The organism is Niabella pedocola (assembly GCF_021044425.1).
Lineage (GTDB): Bacteria > Bacteroidota > Bacteroidia > Chitinophagales > Chitinophagaceae > Niabella > Niabella pedocola.
Genome location: NZ_JAJNEC010000005.1, coordinates 2,510,048 through 2,529,172, shown reverse-complemented (window position 1 = coordinate 2,529,172; position 19,125 = coordinate 2,510,048). Strand labels below are relative to the sequence as shown.

Here is a 19,125-nt window from a genome sequence, read left to right as displayed (position 1 = left end):
TTTTTTTGTTCAATGTTTGAGGTACCAGATCGGACGACCTGAAACTTCAAACCAGAAACCCGAAACTTTAAACATATGCCGATCGATTTTTCAAGAAGAGACTTTTTAAAAAAGACCAGTTTGCTGGCCGGTGGTGCAGGGGTGTTCTCCGTACTTCCTGCATCCATCCAAAAAGCAATGGCCATTAACCCGGCCAAAGGCTCCACGTTTGAAGATGCCGAACATATCGTAATGCTGATGCAGGAAAACCGATCTTTTGATCATTGCTTTGGGGCCTTAAAAGGAGTGCGGGGTTTTAATGATCCGCGGGTGCTGAAACTGGCTGATGGCAGTCCCGTTTGGCTGCAGACAGATAAAGAGCAGAAATCCTATCTGCCTTTTCGCCTGGATATGCAGCAAACGAAGATCACCTGGATGGGTGGCCTGCCGCATAGCTGGGGCGACCAGGTGGATGCCCGCAACAACGGTCAGTATGATCAATGGCTGGTTGCCAAAAGAACCGGTTATAAGGGGTTTGAAGGGCAACCCATGACCCTGGGCTATTATACCCGCGAGGATATTCCGTTTAACTATGCCCTTGCCGATGCATTTACCGTATGCGATCAGCATTTCTGTTCTTCGCTTACCGGCACCACCCCTAACCGGTTGTATTTCTGGTCGGGCACGCTTCGTAAGGACGGACAGGCATCCAGCCCCGCCCTGGTGCGTAACAGCGAATCGGACTACAGCGCGGAAAGCGACTGGAAAACCCTGCCTGAACTGCTGCAGGAACATGACGTCTCCTGGAAAGTGTATCAAAATGAATTAAGTCTGCCCACGGGTCTTCAAGGAGAAGCCGACGCCTGGCTGAGCAATTTTACAGACAACCCGCTCGAATGGTTTACCCGGTTCCGGGTACGCCGCTCCCGCAAATACGAACAATATCTTGTACAACGGCTGGCAGCCCTTGAAAAAGAATTGCCGGAACTAGAGCAAAAAGCGATCGAGCAGCCGGACGATCAAAAAATCAAACGGGCGCTGAACGGTTTGCGCGAACGCAAAAAGCGCTATGAGGCGGAACTGGAGCGCTGCCGTAAAGAACTGGCAGAACCATTGACTAAAGATCAGCAGGCCCTGCACGACAAGGCCTTTGCCACCAACGATTTTGATCCCGATTATCATCAAACTGAAACCATCGAGTACGATGACCACGGCACCAAACGGAAAATGCAGGTTCCTAAATCAGATGTGCTCGCCAATTTCCGGAAAGATGTAAAAGAGGGCAAACTTCCGGCCGTTTCCTGGCTGGTAGCCCCGCAGTATTTTTCCGATCACCCTTCTGCACCGTGGTTTGGCGCCTGGTATGTTTCAGAGGTGCTGGACATTCTTACACATAATGAGGAAATCTGGAAAAAGACCGTTTTCATCCTCACCTATGATGAAAACGACGGTTATTTTGATCATGTACCACCATTTACCGCTCCGGATTTCCGGAACCCTTCCACGGGAGCCGTATCCACCGGTATCACCGGTATCGACAAAGAATTTGTAACCCTTGATGATGAGATCCGTCTCAAAGGCGTAAGTAAAGCAAACGCGCGCGAAGGTGCTATCGGGCTGGGCTACCGGGTACCCTTTGTAGTGGCCAGCCCCTGGTCCCGGGGTGGCTATGTGAATTCACAGGTTTTTGATCACACTTCGGTGGTACAGTTTATCGAGCAGTTCGCATCCCGCAAAACCGGTAAAAAGTTACAGCTTCCGCACCTTTCTGAATGGCGCAGGGCTATATGCGGCGATCTCTCATCCGTATTCCGCCCTTATAACGGCGAAGCCGTAAAGCAACCGGAGTTCCTGAAGCGGAATGCCTTCCTGCAACGGATCGATGAAGCCCGTTACCGTCCCATCCCGCAGGGTGTATCTCCGCTATCTGCAGCCGAGATCCAGTCCATCCGTTCCAATTTCAGCAAAACCCGTAATTATTTTATGCAGGAAAAGGGATTAAAGCCATCCAATCCGCTTCCTTATGAGCTGTATGCCGACGCCCAATTGGATACAGACCGCCGGCATATACAACTGGTGCTAAATGCCGGTACTACTATGTTCAAAGAGCAGTCGATGGGTAGTCCTTTCTCTTTATATGCGTATCTTCCTTACGCGGATACCAATGGCCAAAAGATTCTCAACCGCAACTGGTCCTTTGCCGTAGCCGCCGGGGAAACACTCCAATACCCGATACCGCTGAGTGGCTTTGCGGGGAAGGATTATCACCTCGCGCTGTTTGGCCCCAACGGCTTTTACCGGGAAGTAAAAGGCCATAGCGATGAAGCCCGGATTTCTGTTGAATGCAGGTATGTGGCCGGCGGCGGAAAGCGATACGGACAGGTACAACTGATCATCCGCAATCATTCGGACCGGCAACAAGAGCTTACCATCAGGGATAACAGCTATGGGCAACGGGAACTTTCGCGCAAACTGCCTCCTATGGGAACCCAGCACCTGGTACTGCTGCTGGAAAAAAGCTTTGGCTGGTACGACTTTTCCGTTTTTAACAAGGCTGATAAAAATTTTGAACGGCGGTATGCCGGGCGTGTAGAAAGCGGTAAGGAATCTTTTAGTGATCCGTTGCTTGCATAACGCATACGGCAGCACTGATCTTGTAGTGGACAGAAGATAATGGATTTGGGAAGCGGTAAAAATTTATCGCTTCCTTTTTTGTGGTTAAAAAGAGCAGTGCGGTTTCAGAACCGTTACACAATTCCGGCAGCACAAAGCGTTTCTGCATCGCTGCGTTTCAGGGGCATTCGTACTTTTTTTGTACCTTACCTGCTATGTTCAACAAAATAGCACTGCTGTCGATCTGCCTGCTGGGTGCGTTACCGGACCTGGCACAAACTTCCTGCGATGTCCTCATCCGGAACGGAAAGATCATTAACGGTACCGGTAACAACTGGTTTTACGGGGATATTGCGGTTGCCGGTGGAAAGATACTGGCCATTGGCAAAAACCTCAACTATCGTGCAGCCAGTACCATCGCGGCAGAAGGGCTTATTGTGGCACCTGGATTTATCGACGTACATACCCATATCGAAGGCGATGAAGATAAGGATCCCCTGGCACAGAGCTTTATCTATGATGGCGTTACTACTGTAGTTGCCGGAAACTGCGGTGCCTCCAACCTGAATATCGGCCGGTATTTCCGTTGGCTCGATTCACTCAGGCTGTCCATCAATGTGGCCACCCTTATCGGGCATAACGACGTACGAAAAGCCGTGCTGGGCCGCGCCAACCGTGCGCCATCGGCTGAAGAGCTTAAGAAAATGGAGACATTGATCATGCAGGCTATGAAGGATGGGGCGGTGGGATTATCTACGGGCCTCATTTACATACCCGGCACTTATGCGCACTCCGATGAGATCATTGCACTGGCAAAGGTAGCAGCCCGGTACCATGGTGTTTACGCTACGCATATGCGCAGTGAGGGCAGCCAGGTAGCCGACGCTATCCGGGAAGCATTGCAAATCGGGCGTGAAGCCGCCATCCCCGTAGAGATCTCGCATTTTAAACTAAGCGGCCAGCAAAACTGGGGACGCAGTAAGGAAACCGTAGCCATGGTGGAAAACGCGCGTCGGGAGGGCATTGATGTAACCATTGATCAATACCCCTATACCGCGAGCAGCACCTCCATCAGCACCCTGTTGCCCAGCGAGGTGCTTGCAGACGGGCAGGACAGTATCCGCGCACGCCTGCAGCGGCCCGAAATACGGAAATATGTGATCAGCGACATGCTGAAAAGCCTGAAGCAACGGAAGTTAAAACATTTCAGTTACGCTGTAGTAGCCTATTATAAACCCGATACCAGTTACAATGGCAAAAGCATTGAGCAGATCAACCTGATGAAGGGCCGTAAACACAAGGCAAAGGAAGAGGCATTAACGGTTATCGACATTATGATGAGCGGAGGTGCCAGCGCCGTTTTCCACGGTATGGGCGAGGAGGATGTAAAATACATCATGAAGTATCCCTATAATATGTTTGCCAGTGATGCTTCCATCCGCATCATGAATGAGGGTATGCCCCATCCCCGCGGTTATGGCACCAATGCCCGGGTGCTGGCAAAATATGTACGGGATGAAAAAGTGATTTCCCTGGAAGAAGCCATCCGCCGCATGACCTCATTACCGGCCCAGAAATTCAACCTCTCCGACCGTGGCCTGCTCAAAGAAGGCATGGCAGCCGATATTGTGATCTTTGATCCCGAAAAAGTACAGGACCGGGCTACATTTGACAAGCCGCATGCCTACTCCACAGGGTTTCAATATGTGCTTGTGAACGGGAAGGTAACGGTAGATGAAGGGAAACATACGGGCGTAAGGGCAGGCAGGCCGTTGAGGAATAGTACGGTGAATTAAAATTTCCACACTATTTACCGCAATAACAGGAAGTCCTTTACGATCTCTTTCTGCAATCAGCAAAAAAGAGATCGTATCAATGCCCTTTGGTATTATCAGAAGACTCTTGATACAATCTCTTTTTTTGACCTGTCTGCTTATAACTTTTGCAGATCCTTACAGAGCGCTGCTTTACTAAATTTTTATAAACTCATTCTCAAAAGGTGTCAGCCAGATGTTGCCTTCCAGGTCCCAGGTAGCAGGAACAGAAAGCTGGAGCCAGTAAAATATCTGAGCGGAAATATCAATATTCTTAAGGAATAAGGTTGTTTTACCTACCGGCGGTGTGGGTGTAAAGTTACAGGGATAATCTGTCAGGATCGTCCATTTATAGGCACCCGCAAGCGTAAAGTTCTTACCTGAATTGATCTTATTGGCCATCAGATTTCCTACTCCGTCATTACAGGGCCAATAACCGATCATATTACCGATTTTGCTGTGCTTGGTGTAATCCTCCAAACATAAGCTGTTCACAATGGTAGCATCATCCAGGGCCGTGTTAAAGATCTTTACGTCTGCAATATTGAATGAAGATCCGGTATTCCCGTCTTTAGGCACGCCGATGGTTAACGGCGCCGCGGAAGAGATATCGCCATAGCCGGTTATCTCCCGTCCTCTTGAGCCGGTACCCGCCGGGTCATTCAGGCGCTGGTTGTCTGTAAACCGCTTGATCCACCGTTTGCTTGCACTATCATAAATAACCACGGTAAGGGTATGCCATTTATTATCAAAAACCAATGGTCCTTCTGTAGGCTGCACCCTACGCTCGCTTCCGGTTGTACTTCTGAATGAAAAACCCCAGCGGTTATCATCGTTCCTGTAAATGCTCCAGCCACTGCCGCTCGACCAGGTACCGCTCCATTTTGAGAATACGTGCGGGTATCCGGAAGCCGATCCTTTAAATTTGAACTGGATTGTCAGCTGCTTGGATGTACCCGGGTTAAAGGAACCGTCTGCATCATCAGCCGAAGCAGAAATACCAGCCGCCATATCCATTTTAACGGCGGAATAACTTCCTTGTTTTGTAAACTCCTGCTTCTTAAAGCTTTTGTTATAATATAAGGTTGGTACATTCGTTTCAGCATCAGAAGTGCCGCCAAAAGATTTATTAACCCCTCCGTGCGTACCAGCGATCACTACCAGCCAGTCCTCCGTTGTGTTATAGTTGGGCCGTGCTTTTAATGTGGTCATGATGTCCCCGATATATCCATCAACCGTTTTAAGCGCATTTACATAGTCTGGTGAGCTTGCCGAAAAACTGGCAGCGCTTGAAGGGTCGGATACAAGCTTTGCAGGTCCGCTAAAGTGCAGCATCACCAATTTTGGATCGCTGTTCTTTATCAGCTTCAGGGCAGAATCCTTTACCGCAACATCATTATTTAAAACACCCTTCACCCGTGCTTCATTGGCAACATTGCTCACCATTGTTCCCCAGCTGGATAAGATCGCTGTTTGTGCATTAAAGATCTTTGACCGGGCGATAAAATAAAATACCGAGGGGTAGTTCTTTGGTGTATTCAATCCTCCTTCAAAATCACCGGAGTAATCTACATTAGAGGCCATAAAATTGCTGTCTGCAATATGGTGTGAGCTGTATGTTACACCGCTGGTGAGCGTTTTCCACGAAGAAGCGCTCCTGGAAATAATATCCGATTTGGCATCCCAGGTATACTTTGCATTCGCCAGCAACGCCGTATAGTTAGGGGTGGCCGCCGCTTTAAACGCGTCAGATTGCAGACCGTCAACAGCAATAACCAGCACGCGCCGATCCTTCGGTATTGACGCAGAATCATACGGCTGAAAATAAGGCGGGTTGTCCGGATAACGCTGGCAGGAGTGAAGACCCGCCATCCCAGAAAATACAAGAACCGCAGAAAAAATTATAACCAGATATTTCATCTTCTTCTTTTATAAAGTTAATTCTATTGTGTGATTGCAAACTCGGCTATCGCTGCATAAATATCTCCATTGTTGATATCCGCAGTGCTCTGAATACGCACCCGTACATAACGCGCGCTTACATTGGTTCCAAGCGCTATTGTCTGATATCCCAGAACACCTGTGGATAGTGCATAGCCGCCTGCAGATACCGTGGTCCAGTTGGCCTCATTGGATACGCCCCCGTTGCTGATATCATTGCTGTAATCAATGTATACTTTCTTGGGCCGTACATCAGAATTATTTTGCCTTTGAACAAATTTAAAGGCGCTGAAGTTCAGGCGTTTTTTAAGATCCACGGCAATCCAGTGCGGTGGTTCCGGCGCCACATCAATATCCCATTGGGAATGCCAGAAAGTATTGATGTCGCCATCTAATATACTAATCGCCTGACCATTGGGAGGACCTTCACCTTCCGGTTCCTCACTTGAGAACCCGGCAATTTTCCAGTTGGCAGGATTGTAATCATCCGAAACATATACCCCGGTACCACCCGTTCTGGTCAGCGGATTGTATTCCCATGCCTTGAATCCGATCGGGCCATAGAGATTCCCCATTTCCTCGGCAGCCAGGTCACTGATGCTGATACCCCATGCCTTAAAGAAAGCCAGCCAGTCATATTGTGTCATGTTACAAAGGGCCCGGTATACAAAGTCGTGCATGGTGAGGTCGGAAACGTTCGGACGCGGAGCCCTTCTGGCCTGTTTGTACAATTCACCCATAAACGCCCAGCCATCTTTATTGCTTTTGTTAACACCCGCCATGTTCGGCTTTATATAATCAAAAATCTGAATAAAGGGCGTCATTCTTGCAAAAGGTGAGTTAATGCGGGTATCTGTTGTACCATCGAAATTTTTGGCCCCTGCAGCCGCCGCAAATGCAAGCGCATTTGGAAAATCCGTTGCCAGTGCCGGGTGATTGGGCAGCCAGGTGTTGGAAAGACCCGAGCGGTACATCCGGTTGGCCACTTTGAACGAGAACAGGTTATTGGTCGTTTCCCCCAGGGTAGACCAGCTCCAGTAGGCCGTTTGCTGGTTATTATGTCCTATTTCATGCAGCAATCCCCAAAGACCATCTGCTCTTGGATTGGTTACATTTACCAACCCGTCAAACCAGCTGGATGTATTGGCCACCACTACCGGATTTCCATTATGTCCGCCTACCCCGGGCGCCATTGCATTTTCATACACGATCCGGTACGCGATAATAGGTGCCTGGTCAACAGGATCTGCAGGATTTTGAGACAATCCTTCCCAGCCCTGGTAGTCATTTACGATGATGCTGTCCCACTGCTTTAAAGCCGTTTCCATGCTGGGAAAAGAGGTTGTCAGGCAACGGTCTCTCGGTACCAGGAAGGAAACAAATCTGCTGCGCAGTTCCAGCCAGGGAACACAGGAATTTTGCAACCGGGTCTTCCACTCCACGTCCTTGCTTTCACCTAGCACAAAGTCAGGTGATTTGATCACATTTCCCATTGTAACAGTAACCGGATTTACCACGGGTACTGCGGCATTGAGGTATATTGTACCACCGTAAAGGTTCCTTAGATAGTTGCGGCCGGGAGAAAGTTGTTGTTTAGTATAAACAACGGCATCCCGGGGTGGATTGGGATATGATCCTACATCATCCGTCCAGCCGCCGATTTGGGCAGACATCTGATACATTCCCTGTGGAATATCTACCGTGATCAATTCCCCGGGGCCTGCATAATATCCGGTGCTGAATAAAGGCTCCGGCGGCTTCGACATCCGCAGGTTCACTCCTACACTTTTATAATTCATATCCAGTGTAAGTGTTACCGTGGCCAGCCGGGGCTCATTATCACAAACAAGACCGGGGAAAGCAGCCGCCTGCACAATCTTACTGCCATCGAACTTTAGCATGGTATCAATGAGCTGCTGTGCACTGTCCTTGCTTCCTCCTACATCAGGAGGTGCGGTATCCACATTAAAATCTTTCTTACCACATGACATCATCGCAGTGGTAATGGCCAGTATGGCTCCAAAACATTTTATATATCGTTGCAACATAATCGCTATATTATTTTACTGATTCGCAATGTCATTGTACGAGGGAACCCATATGCTTCCATCCAGACTCCAGGAACCTTGTATACTGATACCAAACCACCCATAAATAAGCGGTAATGCATCCACGTTTGAAGGAACAGTTTTATAAGTAGCCACACTTACCGGCGGACACACCCTGGTGGTGGTTTCTGAAAAAGAAACCTGTCCGCTGCCTTTTAGTACTATATTGTTATTATTTCCACTATAGTCTTTCAGCCAGTTCTTGGTACCATCGGTAAGCACTTCCAGACTCGGCCAGAAGGCCACCAGTTTGCTCGTTGCAGTATCGGTGGCCAGTGCCTCTGTAGAACAATAGTTATTGCTGATATAGACATCACTTAACGCCGTTTTATAAACGCGGATATCTGTGATCAGGATCCCGTTTATAGCGCCTCCCCCATTTGAACCAGGTCTCCAGCCTACAACAAAATCTGCAGGGTTTTTATAATCATTCGACATTGTAATATCCTTGCTGGTATTCTTAACGCCATCTGTAAATGCAATCAACTTCCTTTGTCCGGCCTGGTTTCTTATCACCCCGGTTAACGTATGCCACTGGCCGTCCATCACATTAGCGCCTACTGATTGTGTACGACCTCCCGAAGTGGGTCTTGCTGTAAACTGCCAGGCGGCCCCTTCCAGAAAGAATACAAACCCGGGCAATGCCTTCCCATCATCGAACTCTGCCATTTTACCCAGGAATGACGGATAGAAGGAGCTACCCGTTGGAATTTTAACCTTACACTGCATTGTAAATTCTGAGCCGGGGCCAAAGTCCATTAAAGACCCCAGTTGCGACGCGGGTACTGAACCTCCGTTATTTGTTGGGGCTGTACCTCCATTGATCGTATAGCTCGGCGTTTGTCCTGCGTATGGCAGTATCCCTATGGGTTTTGCAGTAGCTTTTGCTGTAAACCGCGGATTGTAATAAAATACAAAGGTATTATGGCGCTGATCATTGAATGCCGACCAGGCTGCCCCAACGGGTATAAAAGGGGTGTTGTTTCCCTTATTCGATGTAACTACGATCAGCCAGTTTTCATTGGGATAGCCGGCTCTTCCTTTTACAGCGTTGATCAGCTCCCCGATATAAGCGTCTGTTTGCCGGATCGCTGCGTTGTAGGCAGGCTGGCTGTTGCTATATCCGTTGGTGGCTCCAGCGGCATCTACTGCATGAAACTGTACAAAAAGAAAATCGGGGTCGTTGGTTTTGAGCTCATTTACAGCAGCGCCCTTTGTTGCTGCATCATCTCCGTTAAAACCGGTTGAAACAGTGGCATCTGTTGTAAGATTGCCTTTTAATGCGTTGGAAGACGATAAAGAAACCGTTCTTGTGCCGGGGCGCAATGCCTTCAATCTTGTAAACAGCGTGGGATAACTTACCAGGTTCGCTGTAGAAAGATCTGTTGTCACTCCATGCTTATCATTGTTTACACCTGTTAAAAGCGTAGCCCATGTAGAGGAGTTAGTAACTTCATTGTTCACATAGCTGGTAAGACCATCCCAGGAATAAATAGCATGGTCAGTCATTTGCATCAATGTGGGAGGTGCTGCTGCCTTTACCTCAGTGCCCATGGCTCCATCTACCACAATGAAAAGTACTTTGGGCTTTTGTGCTACTGCTCCTTCGCCCGAAGTTGAACTTGTAAGCGTTGCATTATTCGTTTTATTGCAGGACGCCAGTGCAAAGAACGAACCCCATATCAACAAAACACTCAACCGACGGGAAACGCTTTTACCTATTATTTTTTTCATATTCAAAAATGAGTTTATCATCATTTAATTTGCCATAATTACCTTTACGATGTTTGCCACTGGCAGGGCATCAAACCGGCTAAAATTTCCTACGATGAACAACGCAGGCAGGCCGGTACCGGTAGCTGTGGTTTCCAATATATCTGCTATATAACCATTAAAATACCCGGTGTTGTTATATCCTGCAGCCAGCGAACCATCTGCATTCAGCACTGCAAATCCAGGTCTGGCCACACCGTCGTAGGTTGTAAAACTTCCGGCAATAACAACCTTGCCGTTGCTTAACTGTTTGGCAAACCCGATCGTTCCGTCATAATTTTTTACATTAAAGCCGTTATATAAAGACCCGTCGGCATTCAGCATTGCCAGGCCATTTGTAGCTGTTCCGTTAAAATGCTGGAAGATGCCGTTAACCAGGTACTTTTGGCTGGTAGCATTATAAAATATCCGGGTAACTACCCCGTCAAAACCAGAACCGGTATTAAAGGGCATTACCAGTCCGGTAGTCGCACTTATCTTCACGATCCGGGAAACCTGTTGATTGTGGAAACTTGTAAAGTTTCCTACAATTACGATATTCCCGTCAGAGCCCTGTATGGCATCATTTAAAAATGCATTTCCACCGGCAAAACCTGATTTAGTAGCATAATTATAGTTGAAGGTTGAATCAAAAGATCCGTCGGGCTTTATGCTCATTATCTGCCGTATTCCAATCTGGTCCTGTTGCAGATTATTCCATACCGATCCGGGATAATAGGTGCTTTGATATTTTTCAAAATTACCAACAAGGATATAATGCTGGCCGTCACCGGTAACAAAAATCTTTGCAATCGGTTTATCTGCACCGCCATTGATGGAGGAGCCCGTTACCCAGCTTCGATCGGGGAAGTTGAACGCATCTGCATTCGGCACCTGGTAGCGTTGGGTTTCGATGCTGTCTGCTGATGATCCTGTTTTGATTCTTGCAATGCCGGATAGATTCCGCACCACATTGCTGGCCTCTGTAAAACCGCCCACCATTACAAACCTTCCGTCATTCAACCGGATAAGGTTTCCTACGGCTGTGGGGGTAAGTCCCAGTGAGTTAGCCGGACCAGTATAGATCTGCCGGGAGGTCAATTTTCCGTTGGCATCAACAGTGGCCAGACCCTTTAAATCAGACCCATTATAAAAATTGAAAAAGCCATAAAGGATAAAGTTTCCATCGCCATAAGGGGTGATGCCATTGATGGAACCGCGGGACTGACTGGCATCGGTATTAAAACCGGGGTCGATATACAGCTTACCCTGAACGGTAAACCTGGGCCCGAAAAATGTTTCGCCGTTATATAAAAAGTAGATGTTTGCAGTACTCGCGTTCGAGGGTATTTTTACAGACACCGTTTGATCCGTTACATCCAGCACCTCAACTTCGGTTCCTCCCAAAAAGCATTTGAACTGTCCTTTTTTACCCCCCAGACCGCTTACAGGGATGGTTACAACTGTTCCCTCTGTTCCGGTGGCAGGTGAAAGTTTAGTATCTAAAAACTTTACAGCAGCCTTGGGCCCAGGAGGGTAGATCCCTTCGCCGCCGGCTGTATTTGTTTTTTGGCAGGAAATAGCCAGTATGCCAATACAGGCCACAGCCAGGCAATTTATTAAGAAAAATCTCTTCATCATAATCATCTTCGTTTAATAGTTTATACCAGCCTTTACAGCATCCAGTGATAAAAGACCAGGGAGAAAACCAAAGGCAGATAAATCAATATTGCCGCCATTTCCAACGAGTGTAATTCCATACCGCAACGCATGCACATATCCGTTAGACGGATGGATATTTGCAGAAGCAACACTTATGGAAACCCACGTACTAACATCCTTAGGACTGGATAGCGAACCGATATAGGAAAGATAGAGCATTCGATACCCTGCATATTTGATACCGCCTGCGTCCTGGTAAACGGCACCGATATTCATCGGGTATCCGTCATAGGAATAATAAATCTGGCCGCTGAACGCTGAAAAATTACCAAAATCAATTTGCGGATAATCGTTCAGCGATTTTGCCCCTTTAAAGAGGTATAAAGCCAGGTATTTTCTCCATACTGCCGGTTTTATCTGATCCATCCTGTTAATAGGATTCAGACCAATACTGGCCAGGTTCATATTAGTGATATCGATGGACGCCCGGATACTTGAATCGGAGGGGGCAAAAAACGTTATCTCCTCATTCTGAAAAACACTTTCCATACCGGCAATTTTTATCAGTTTTGCTACGGAATCAAATTGTCCGGGTTTAGATTGCAGGTATTGCAATACGTTTCCCTTAAAATTGGGATCATGCGTACCGCTATCCTTATAATAGTCGTTCTTTTTACAGGCAGCAAACCCAAGAACAACAATCATCACATACCAATATCTTTTCATGTCTATTTATATTTAATATATACAAATGGGCATTACTGCCAGTATGTATTTACAGTAATTAATGGATTTCCTTTGGTTACGGCGTTATCGTCGTTCGTACCATCTAAAGGCCATGTCCAGGCACCTGCAGCAAACTGGCTTACAGAGCAGTGGTAGCCGAACTCGTAACTAGGATCAATAATGCGTTTTGTCCGCACCACATCATACCAGTAGAGACCTTCACCCATAAACTCACGGCAACGTTCAAAAAAGATCTCCTTATCCAGCTCATCACCTACCAGGCCAGCAAGGGGAGTAGCGCCAGCCCTGTTTCTTACAACATTCACCGCCGCAAGTGCATCCGCAGTTTTTCCCAGCTTATTCAATGCCTCCGCCTGCAGAAGATAAATATCAGGCAGTCTGAAAACGGTTTGGTTATCATCCGGGTTTACATCCTCCGCATTCTGGTTCGCATATACGTTGGCAAATTTTAACATCAGGAATTTATTACCCCCGCTATACATAGTGGCCGGATCATACCAGGCGGAGATCCGCTGATCAGAGCTTCCCTGCGGAAATAACTTCTGCATAAAGGCCGGTAAATAAGACAGGTAGCTGGTCGTAATCTGGTAGTTCTTATAGGGAGCATACAGCACATTATCTGAAAATGCAGACCATCCGAAACTTTCGCCGTAGTTCACATTCTGAGGAATTTCAAACAGTCCTTCTTTGCTTCTTCCCTTAAAGATCACTTTTGTCTGGCTGAGCGGCAGGAGTTGGTATGCCCCTCCATTACCATTGATGATATCGGTAGCCAACGTATTCACATTGTTGTAATAAGTGGTGGCATTGGGTGAGTCAAATCCTGCAAGCCACATATTTATATGCATCAGCAGTACGGCACCCGAACCCCGCATGGCTCTTACAGCAATCTGTGTAGGATCCGAATAGGTCCAGGGAAGATCTTTGTATACAGGTTCCAGATCGGCCAGGCATTTTTGCAATACCTCCACCTGGTTCATACGTGCCAGCCGGCCGTCAAAGTAAGGCTGGGTATAATATGGTATATCGCCCCAAAGCCGTACCATAAAAAAGTAAGCCATATTCCGGATAAAGATCGCCTCAGCCACATACCTTTTTGCATCGTCCTCCGAGAATGAAATATTGGGTACGGTTGGTATACGATCTACAGCGATATTTGCAGATGCAATCACTTTAAAAAACCGGTTCCATTGCGTAAACCGTTTGGCATTAAACAGATCTGAGTAAGAAGGAATATTATTTACCACCGTATTCAGATTATTGTTTGACAGTTCTGTAATATACCGCCTGTTTGAAGGAGAATTCGCCAGCACTGGAGCCCCCCGCATATCGCCACTCCAGGTAAAGAATGGAAATTCGCCGTCCCCGGCACCAGCGGTCATATCCGGCCGGTAAACCGCTTCCCGGAACAGTTCATACAAGCCGTTCACAAAGCGTTCTACATCTCCCTTGTTCCTCCAGAAATTATTACCCGAAAGATCGCTTGGCGGATCCACATTCAAAAACTTCTTACACCCCGAAAAACTCGTTAGCAATGCTATTATGATTAAACTTTTAAATACATGTTTCATGGTAGAAATATTTAAAACTGTATGCTCACTGAGAATGAATATGTTTTGGCCAGCGGATATCCCCCGGAAATATCACGGCCCAACGTTGACACCTGCTCCGGATTTACGCCGCTGTATTTTGTAAAATTGTACAGGTTATTACCGCTTAACGATAATCTGCAGGATGTGATTCCGTAGTTCCTTAAAAAGTTGCGGTCGATATTATACGCCAATACTACTGATCCCAATTTAAAATAAGTACCGTTTTCAAGGAAAAGGGTCTGGTTGGCCCGGAAAGGTCCTAATGCACTGGCCCGTCTGAAATCATAGGGATTAGGGTATATAGCGCCCACGGTGCCAGAGGATCTGTCTGCATTGGCAGGTTGCCAGTAATTATAACCGTTAATCGGTATTAAAGCTGTTATATCCGTTGGTTTGCCATAGTTCGCAAATTGATTTGCCAGTACCAGGTTCAGGATATCCCGGTAGGCGAACAAAGATGTATTCACATTCAATGTAAAGCCCTTATAGGTTATTTGGGTATTAAAACCTCCTGTAAGTTTAGGAGTGGGGTTCCCTACAGGCACAAGGTCATTATCATCTATAATATAGTCACCGTTCACATCTACCCAAATAGGGTCACCGGCCTGAAAGAAGAGGCCTTGTCCGGAGCCATACTGCAACCGCAAACCGGTTGCCGGATTCACCGGAACATCTGAAGTATTTGCATATACCCCTCTATTTACATACAGCAGGTTTGTGGTGGGTATTGTACCCAGCTTATTAATAACCGGGATAGAAGAGTTGGCATCCGTGGTATATTTTATGATCGACCGGGTGCCGGATGGCAGTTTTGCCAGGGTTGCTTCGTTATAAGCTCCGTTCGCGCTCACGCTCCATCTGAAATCATCTTTCTGCACCAACTGAAGAGTAGCCGCCAATTCAATCCCCCTGTTCACAATGCTCTGTGCATTTAGCGCAACCCGCTGGAACCCGTTGGTATTTGATAAGGGGCTTTCTACCAGCTGGTTATCTATTGCCTTATAATAAGCATCTGCCGTAATATTCAATTTGTTAAACAACGCCAGATCAAGCCCGATATTTGTTGTTGCGGCTACCTCCGGTGCAAACTCAACGTTGGGCAGCGTTTCAAAATCGATTACTACCGTTTGACCATTATTATATCTCGGCCCGTTCAGGTATTTCCCATATACATCAAAAATGGTTCCGTTGGGTTTAATATTCTTTCCCCAACTTGCCCTGATGGCACCGCTATTCAACCAGCTGGCATTTTTGAAAAGCTTTTCCTTGTAAAAGTTCCACCGGCCACTGACAGCGGGACTCTTTGTATATCCTCTTGTAGGACCATTTGTTGAAGTATTATCCAAACGGTAGGAGAGGTCAATAATATATTTTTCAGCAAAGTTGTACGCAAAGTCGCCGCCATAGGCATGGATACGGCCTTCCGAAATATTACTATAGGTACCTCCGGCAGTTCTGGTAAAACTATTTCCAATAGGTCCCCAGATCTGGTCATCAGCCGGTTGGTTGAAATAGATCATATGCGCCCTGTAGCCCTCTTTCGTGATCTCATTGAAGGCATATGCCGTAAAATTGTGCACGTCATTAACGATCTTGGTAAAGTTAACTGCACTCCGGTTATACAGGTTATATGACCGGTCGTTGTAAGAAAACAATCCCGCCGAATCCTGAGCCAGATATTGCGAACGGAAATAGTCGCTTGCATTGCTGGAATAATTATATGTTAGCAGGTTGGTAAACCGGATCCCTTTTATCGGTTCATATTGTACGTTGAGGCTTCCCGTAGTATTGTTCAGCTTTCCACTGTTTTTTGTAGTAGCACTTGCCAACGCTTCGCTGTTTGAGAATAAGGAAGGCGGTGGATAAAGAGAGCTGGTATTTGCTGTATTGGCAATACCCGTTTGATAGGCCCCCACACCTGAAGCATTTTGCTTATACCCCAGTTGCTGTGTAAGGCTCATACTCATAAAGAAGCGGTCACTTGGCATGTAATTACCCACCAGATTCAGACCATAGCGTTGAAATCCTGTGTTGACCACAATCCCCTGCTGATTATAATAGTTCAGGTTGGCCTTGTAGTTAAACCGACGATCTCCTCCGGACACGTTAATATTGTGCTGATGGTTGCTGGTAGTGCGGTAAAAATAACTCTGCCAGTCTGTAGAATTATTCCAGTACGGATTCAGACTATCCGATAACAAAGCAGATCTGTTGATATATTCCAATGACGACTGCCGGGATGCTGTGTCAAAATTAAGAATCGTATTTAACCGGATCCTGCGCTCTTCCTGACCGCCGATTACAGACCGCAGTTTTGGCGGGGTTGTATAAAAATAGCTGCCGCTGTACTGTATGATGGGTACTTTTGACTGACCGCGTTTGGTAGTAATTACAATTACCCCATAGGTTGCTTTTGAACCATACTGGGAAGTGGTTGCAGCATCCTTTAAAAACTCCATGCTCTCAATATCTTCCGGAGGTATCAGAGATACCGGGCTGATGCCTGCGCCACCGGATTCAAACCCATATTGATAATTAGAGTTTACATCTACGGGTACACCATCGATAATAAATAAAGGTGAAGTAGGTGTAAGGTTTCCGCTGCTGGAAACATTCGTGGTGGATACACCCCGCATATTAATAGTAGCCATCGAACCGGGCGATCCTGTTGTATTCTGGATATTTAAACCCGCTACTCTTCCCTGTAAAAGGTCCATAACATTCGATACCGGCCTGTCCTGCAGATCCTTGCCGCTGATCACCGTAGAGGCACCCGTCATGGTCGATTTTTTCACGGTTTTAAAGGATTGCACCACTACCTGCTCCATGGGATCGTCTTTTGAGTTCATAAGGATCTCTACAAGCTCGTCCGGTTTTGCCGGCACTTTCCATTTTTTTTCTGCATACCCTACGTGCGTAATGGTAATTGTAGCTCCCGGTTTTGCTTCAATTGTAAACACGCCCGCATCACTGGTCTTGGTGGTGCTGGTACCGGTGGTTACGGTAGCTCCATCTACGGGTTGTTTTAATTGCGCATCTTTCACCATCCCTTTTATAGTTACCTGGCCTTGAGCAAAAGACGGGAAAGCAACTCCTAAAAGTGATACTAGAAAAACTATAATACTATATTTGTATAGATTCATGTCAGTCTGTTTTGAGATTATTGCCCGCTTTTATCAATTAAATTTTGGATTGTCCTTTGAGAATACGAATATGATCTCCCAATTGGCATTCTCATATATTGAAAAATCAAAAGCCATAGAAGCACGTACAATTGCACCAAACGAATCAAACGTATTATATGCAAAAACCAAATGCGCCCGGTCTCCCACACCATTGGTATACTTAGTGGGAAGCTTTACCGACGGTAGCGGATAAGAAACATCATAGCTTACGCCGGTTGCGGTTTTCGTCATATTGAACCCGTGAACCAGGTTAGGCCAGTCTGTGGCCCCAAAGCGATCGGGGTTGATGGGGTTGTACTGTTTATCAAAAAAACGAAAGGTCAGTTTATTGTTGGTTGTACCACTGGCAACTTTCTGGATGAATACATCAATATCCGACGCCAACAGATTGGCGTTGGTAGAATCTCCAGTAATATTGGTTACAAGGCTCGGATGCGTACCGTATGTAACCGGCTGACCAGTTATAGGATCTAAATTGGTTGGCTCAAAGGGACGTTCCTTAAATGGTTGCAGCAGGAAGTTGGTAAAATATCTTCTGCCCCCTGAATTTGAAAGTTCGATATCGAAAACATATCCCGAATCCGGCAAAGAGCGGATAAAGGACGATTTGGCCATACTCCACATTGTTAACTGGCCGGAACCGCCAACCTCCAGCACGGGTCTGTACTGCTCCTCACGCTTGGCCTCAATTTCGGCCAGAGAGGTCTCCTTGCCTGTATACGCATTTTTCCAAACCATAACCGGGTATAAATTTGTGAGCTCAGGCGCCGACTGCCCGGTAGCTACATTTCTTGCATTAATGATCCTGAATTGCGCAGGAAACGTAGTACTGCCCGGAACAAAAATGCCCATGTATTGCGTTGTACGGCCCAATACAGGTTGAAATACCGCCTGGTTAAACTGTGCATCGTCGCCGATATTGTTCCGCTCCCTCGGCAGAAAATATTTTTTGCCACAGGATGCCGCCAGTATCCCTCCACACAGGTATATAGCTATTAATCTTAAACTTTTTGTAATCATATACATGTTTATGATCCTTTAATAATCAGTTATCGCTTATTTACGGCCCGTACAAAATCTGCCCCAAAACCAAAATCATGTCCCGGAGGCAATACATTTACGATGCCATTAGTTGTTTTAATATCCGTGGTAATGGTGTTTACACTTACCCAATAGCGTACAAATATGGATTTTTTGGGATCGCTAAACTTTATCTCCCTTGGTCCACCGCCAATATACCCTGAGGCATTGGTGCTGATGAACTGCGCCACCATATCATAGTCATATTTGATAGAAGGCAGCCTTAACCCATCACCAGACTGCAAAAAATCATCTGATAAGTATTGGCCTCTTAAGATATAACGGCAGAGAAACGTATCCAGCGTTGGCAGGTCGATTGTCCGGATAGATACGGGAGGCATTACCGGAAGTGAATCTGCACGGGCAGTATTGATATTCTGCAGCGCCAGATCAAAGCTTTTATTAGAAACAGCAAACAAAGTGATGGGTTTCCCCGCCAGGGAATCTTTTAATCCCTGAACCCTGTTAATGGCTAATAAAAAAGAATCATACTGTCCTGTTTGTGCTTCCAGGTATTGTAAAGCAGATCCGTTGAACTCATCGAGATGGTTTTCATAATCCCGATATGAGCTTGATTTTTTGCAGGCACTTAGGCTACAAAAAATAGCCACCCCCATAATAACCGTAACAAATGTTCTCATTGCAAGAAAAT

Annotated in this window: 11 protein-coding genes; 2 read left to right on the top strand and 9 right to left on the bottom strand. The window is 46.6% G+C overall.

The genetic code is table 11. The annotated features are described in order from the left end of the window. The first annotated feature begins 75 nt into the window (after positions 1–75). Together LQ567_RS17935 and LQ567_RS17930 are read left to right on the top strand one after the other, a co-directional pair. Positions 76–2,613, top strand: coding sequence for a phosphocholine-specific phospholipase C (locus LQ567_RS17935; RefSeq protein ID WP_231006878.1), 2,538 nt, complete (start codon positions 76–78; stop codon positions 2,611–2,613). 194 nt (positions 2,614–2,807) lie between these two features. Continuing rightward, positions 2,808–4,388 carry an N-acyl-D-amino-acid deacylase family protein gene (locus LQ567_RS17930; protein WP_231006877.1) on the top strand — a complete coding sequence of 527 codons (1,581 nt, stop codon included), beginning with the start codon at positions 2,808–2,810 and terminating at the stop codon, positions 4,386–4,388. A gap of 174 nt (positions 4,389–4,562) precedes the next feature. Here LQ567_RS17930 and LQ567_RS17925 read toward each other — a convergent pair whose 3' ends face one another. From LQ567_RS17925 to LQ567_RS17885, 9 genes are all read right to left on the bottom strand, one after another. Beyond that, positions 4,563–6,278 (bottom strand): alkaline phosphatase family protein, encoded by a 1,716-nt coding sequence (locus LQ567_RS17925; protein ID WP_231006876.1) that lies wholly within the window; start codon positions 6,276–6,278, stop codon positions 4,563–4,565. 71 nt (positions 6,279–6,349) lie between these two features. Then, a complete protein-coding gene (locus tag LQ567_RS17920) occupies positions 6,350–8,395 on the bottom strand; it encodes a M60 family metallopeptidase (RefSeq protein WP_231006875.1) in 2,046 nt (681 codons plus the stop codon). Positions 8,396–8,410: 15 nt separating this feature from the next. After that, positions 8,411–10,189 (bottom strand): alkaline phosphatase family protein, encoded by a 1,779-nt coding sequence (locus LQ567_RS17915; protein WP_231006874.1) that lies wholly within the window; start codon positions 10,187–10,189, stop codon positions 8,411–8,413. A gap of 24 nt (positions 10,190–10,213) precedes the next feature. Continuing rightward, positions 10,214–11,848 carry an IPT/TIG domain-containing protein gene (locus tag LQ567_RS17910; RefSeq protein WP_231006873.1) on the bottom strand — a complete coding sequence of 545 codons (1,635 nt, stop codon included), beginning with the start codon at positions 11,846–11,848 and terminating at the stop codon, positions 10,214–10,216. A 12-nt stretch (positions 11,849–11,860) separates the two neighbouring features. Beyond that, entirely contained in the window at positions 11,861–12,595 is a 735-nt protein-coding gene (locus tag LQ567_RS17905; RefSeq protein ID WP_231006872.1) for a hypothetical protein, read from the bottom strand. 32 nt (positions 12,596–12,627) lie between these two features. Continuing rightward, the gene (locus LQ567_RS17900; protein ID WP_231006871.1) at positions 12,628–14,187 is read right to left on the bottom strand and encodes a RagB/SusD family nutrient uptake outer membrane protein; all 1,560 of its coding nucleotides are present in this window, start codon (positions 14,185–14,187) and stop codon (positions 12,628–12,630) included. 11 nt (positions 14,188–14,198) lie between these two features. Beyond that, the gene (locus LQ567_RS17895) at positions 14,199–17,255 is read right to left on the bottom strand and encodes a SusC/RagA family TonB-linked outer membrane protein (protein ID WP_231006870.1); all 3,057 of its coding nucleotides are present in this window, start codon (positions 17,253–17,255) and stop codon (positions 14,199–14,201) included. A gap of 129 nt (positions 17,256–17,384) precedes the next feature. Next, on the bottom strand, positions 17,385–18,413 hold the full coding sequence (locus LQ567_RS17890) for a DUF5007 domain-containing protein (RefSeq protein ID WP_231006869.1): 1,029 nt from the start codon (positions 18,411–18,413) through the stop codon (positions 17,385–17,387). Between the two features lie 29 nt (positions 18,414–18,442). Beyond that, the gene (locus LQ567_RS17885; RefSeq protein WP_231006868.1) at positions 18,443–19,114 is read right to left on the bottom strand and encodes a fasciclin domain-containing protein; all 672 of its coding nucleotides are present in this window, start codon (positions 19,112–19,114) and stop codon (positions 18,443–18,445) included. Positions 19,115–19,125: the final 11 nt, after the last annotated feature.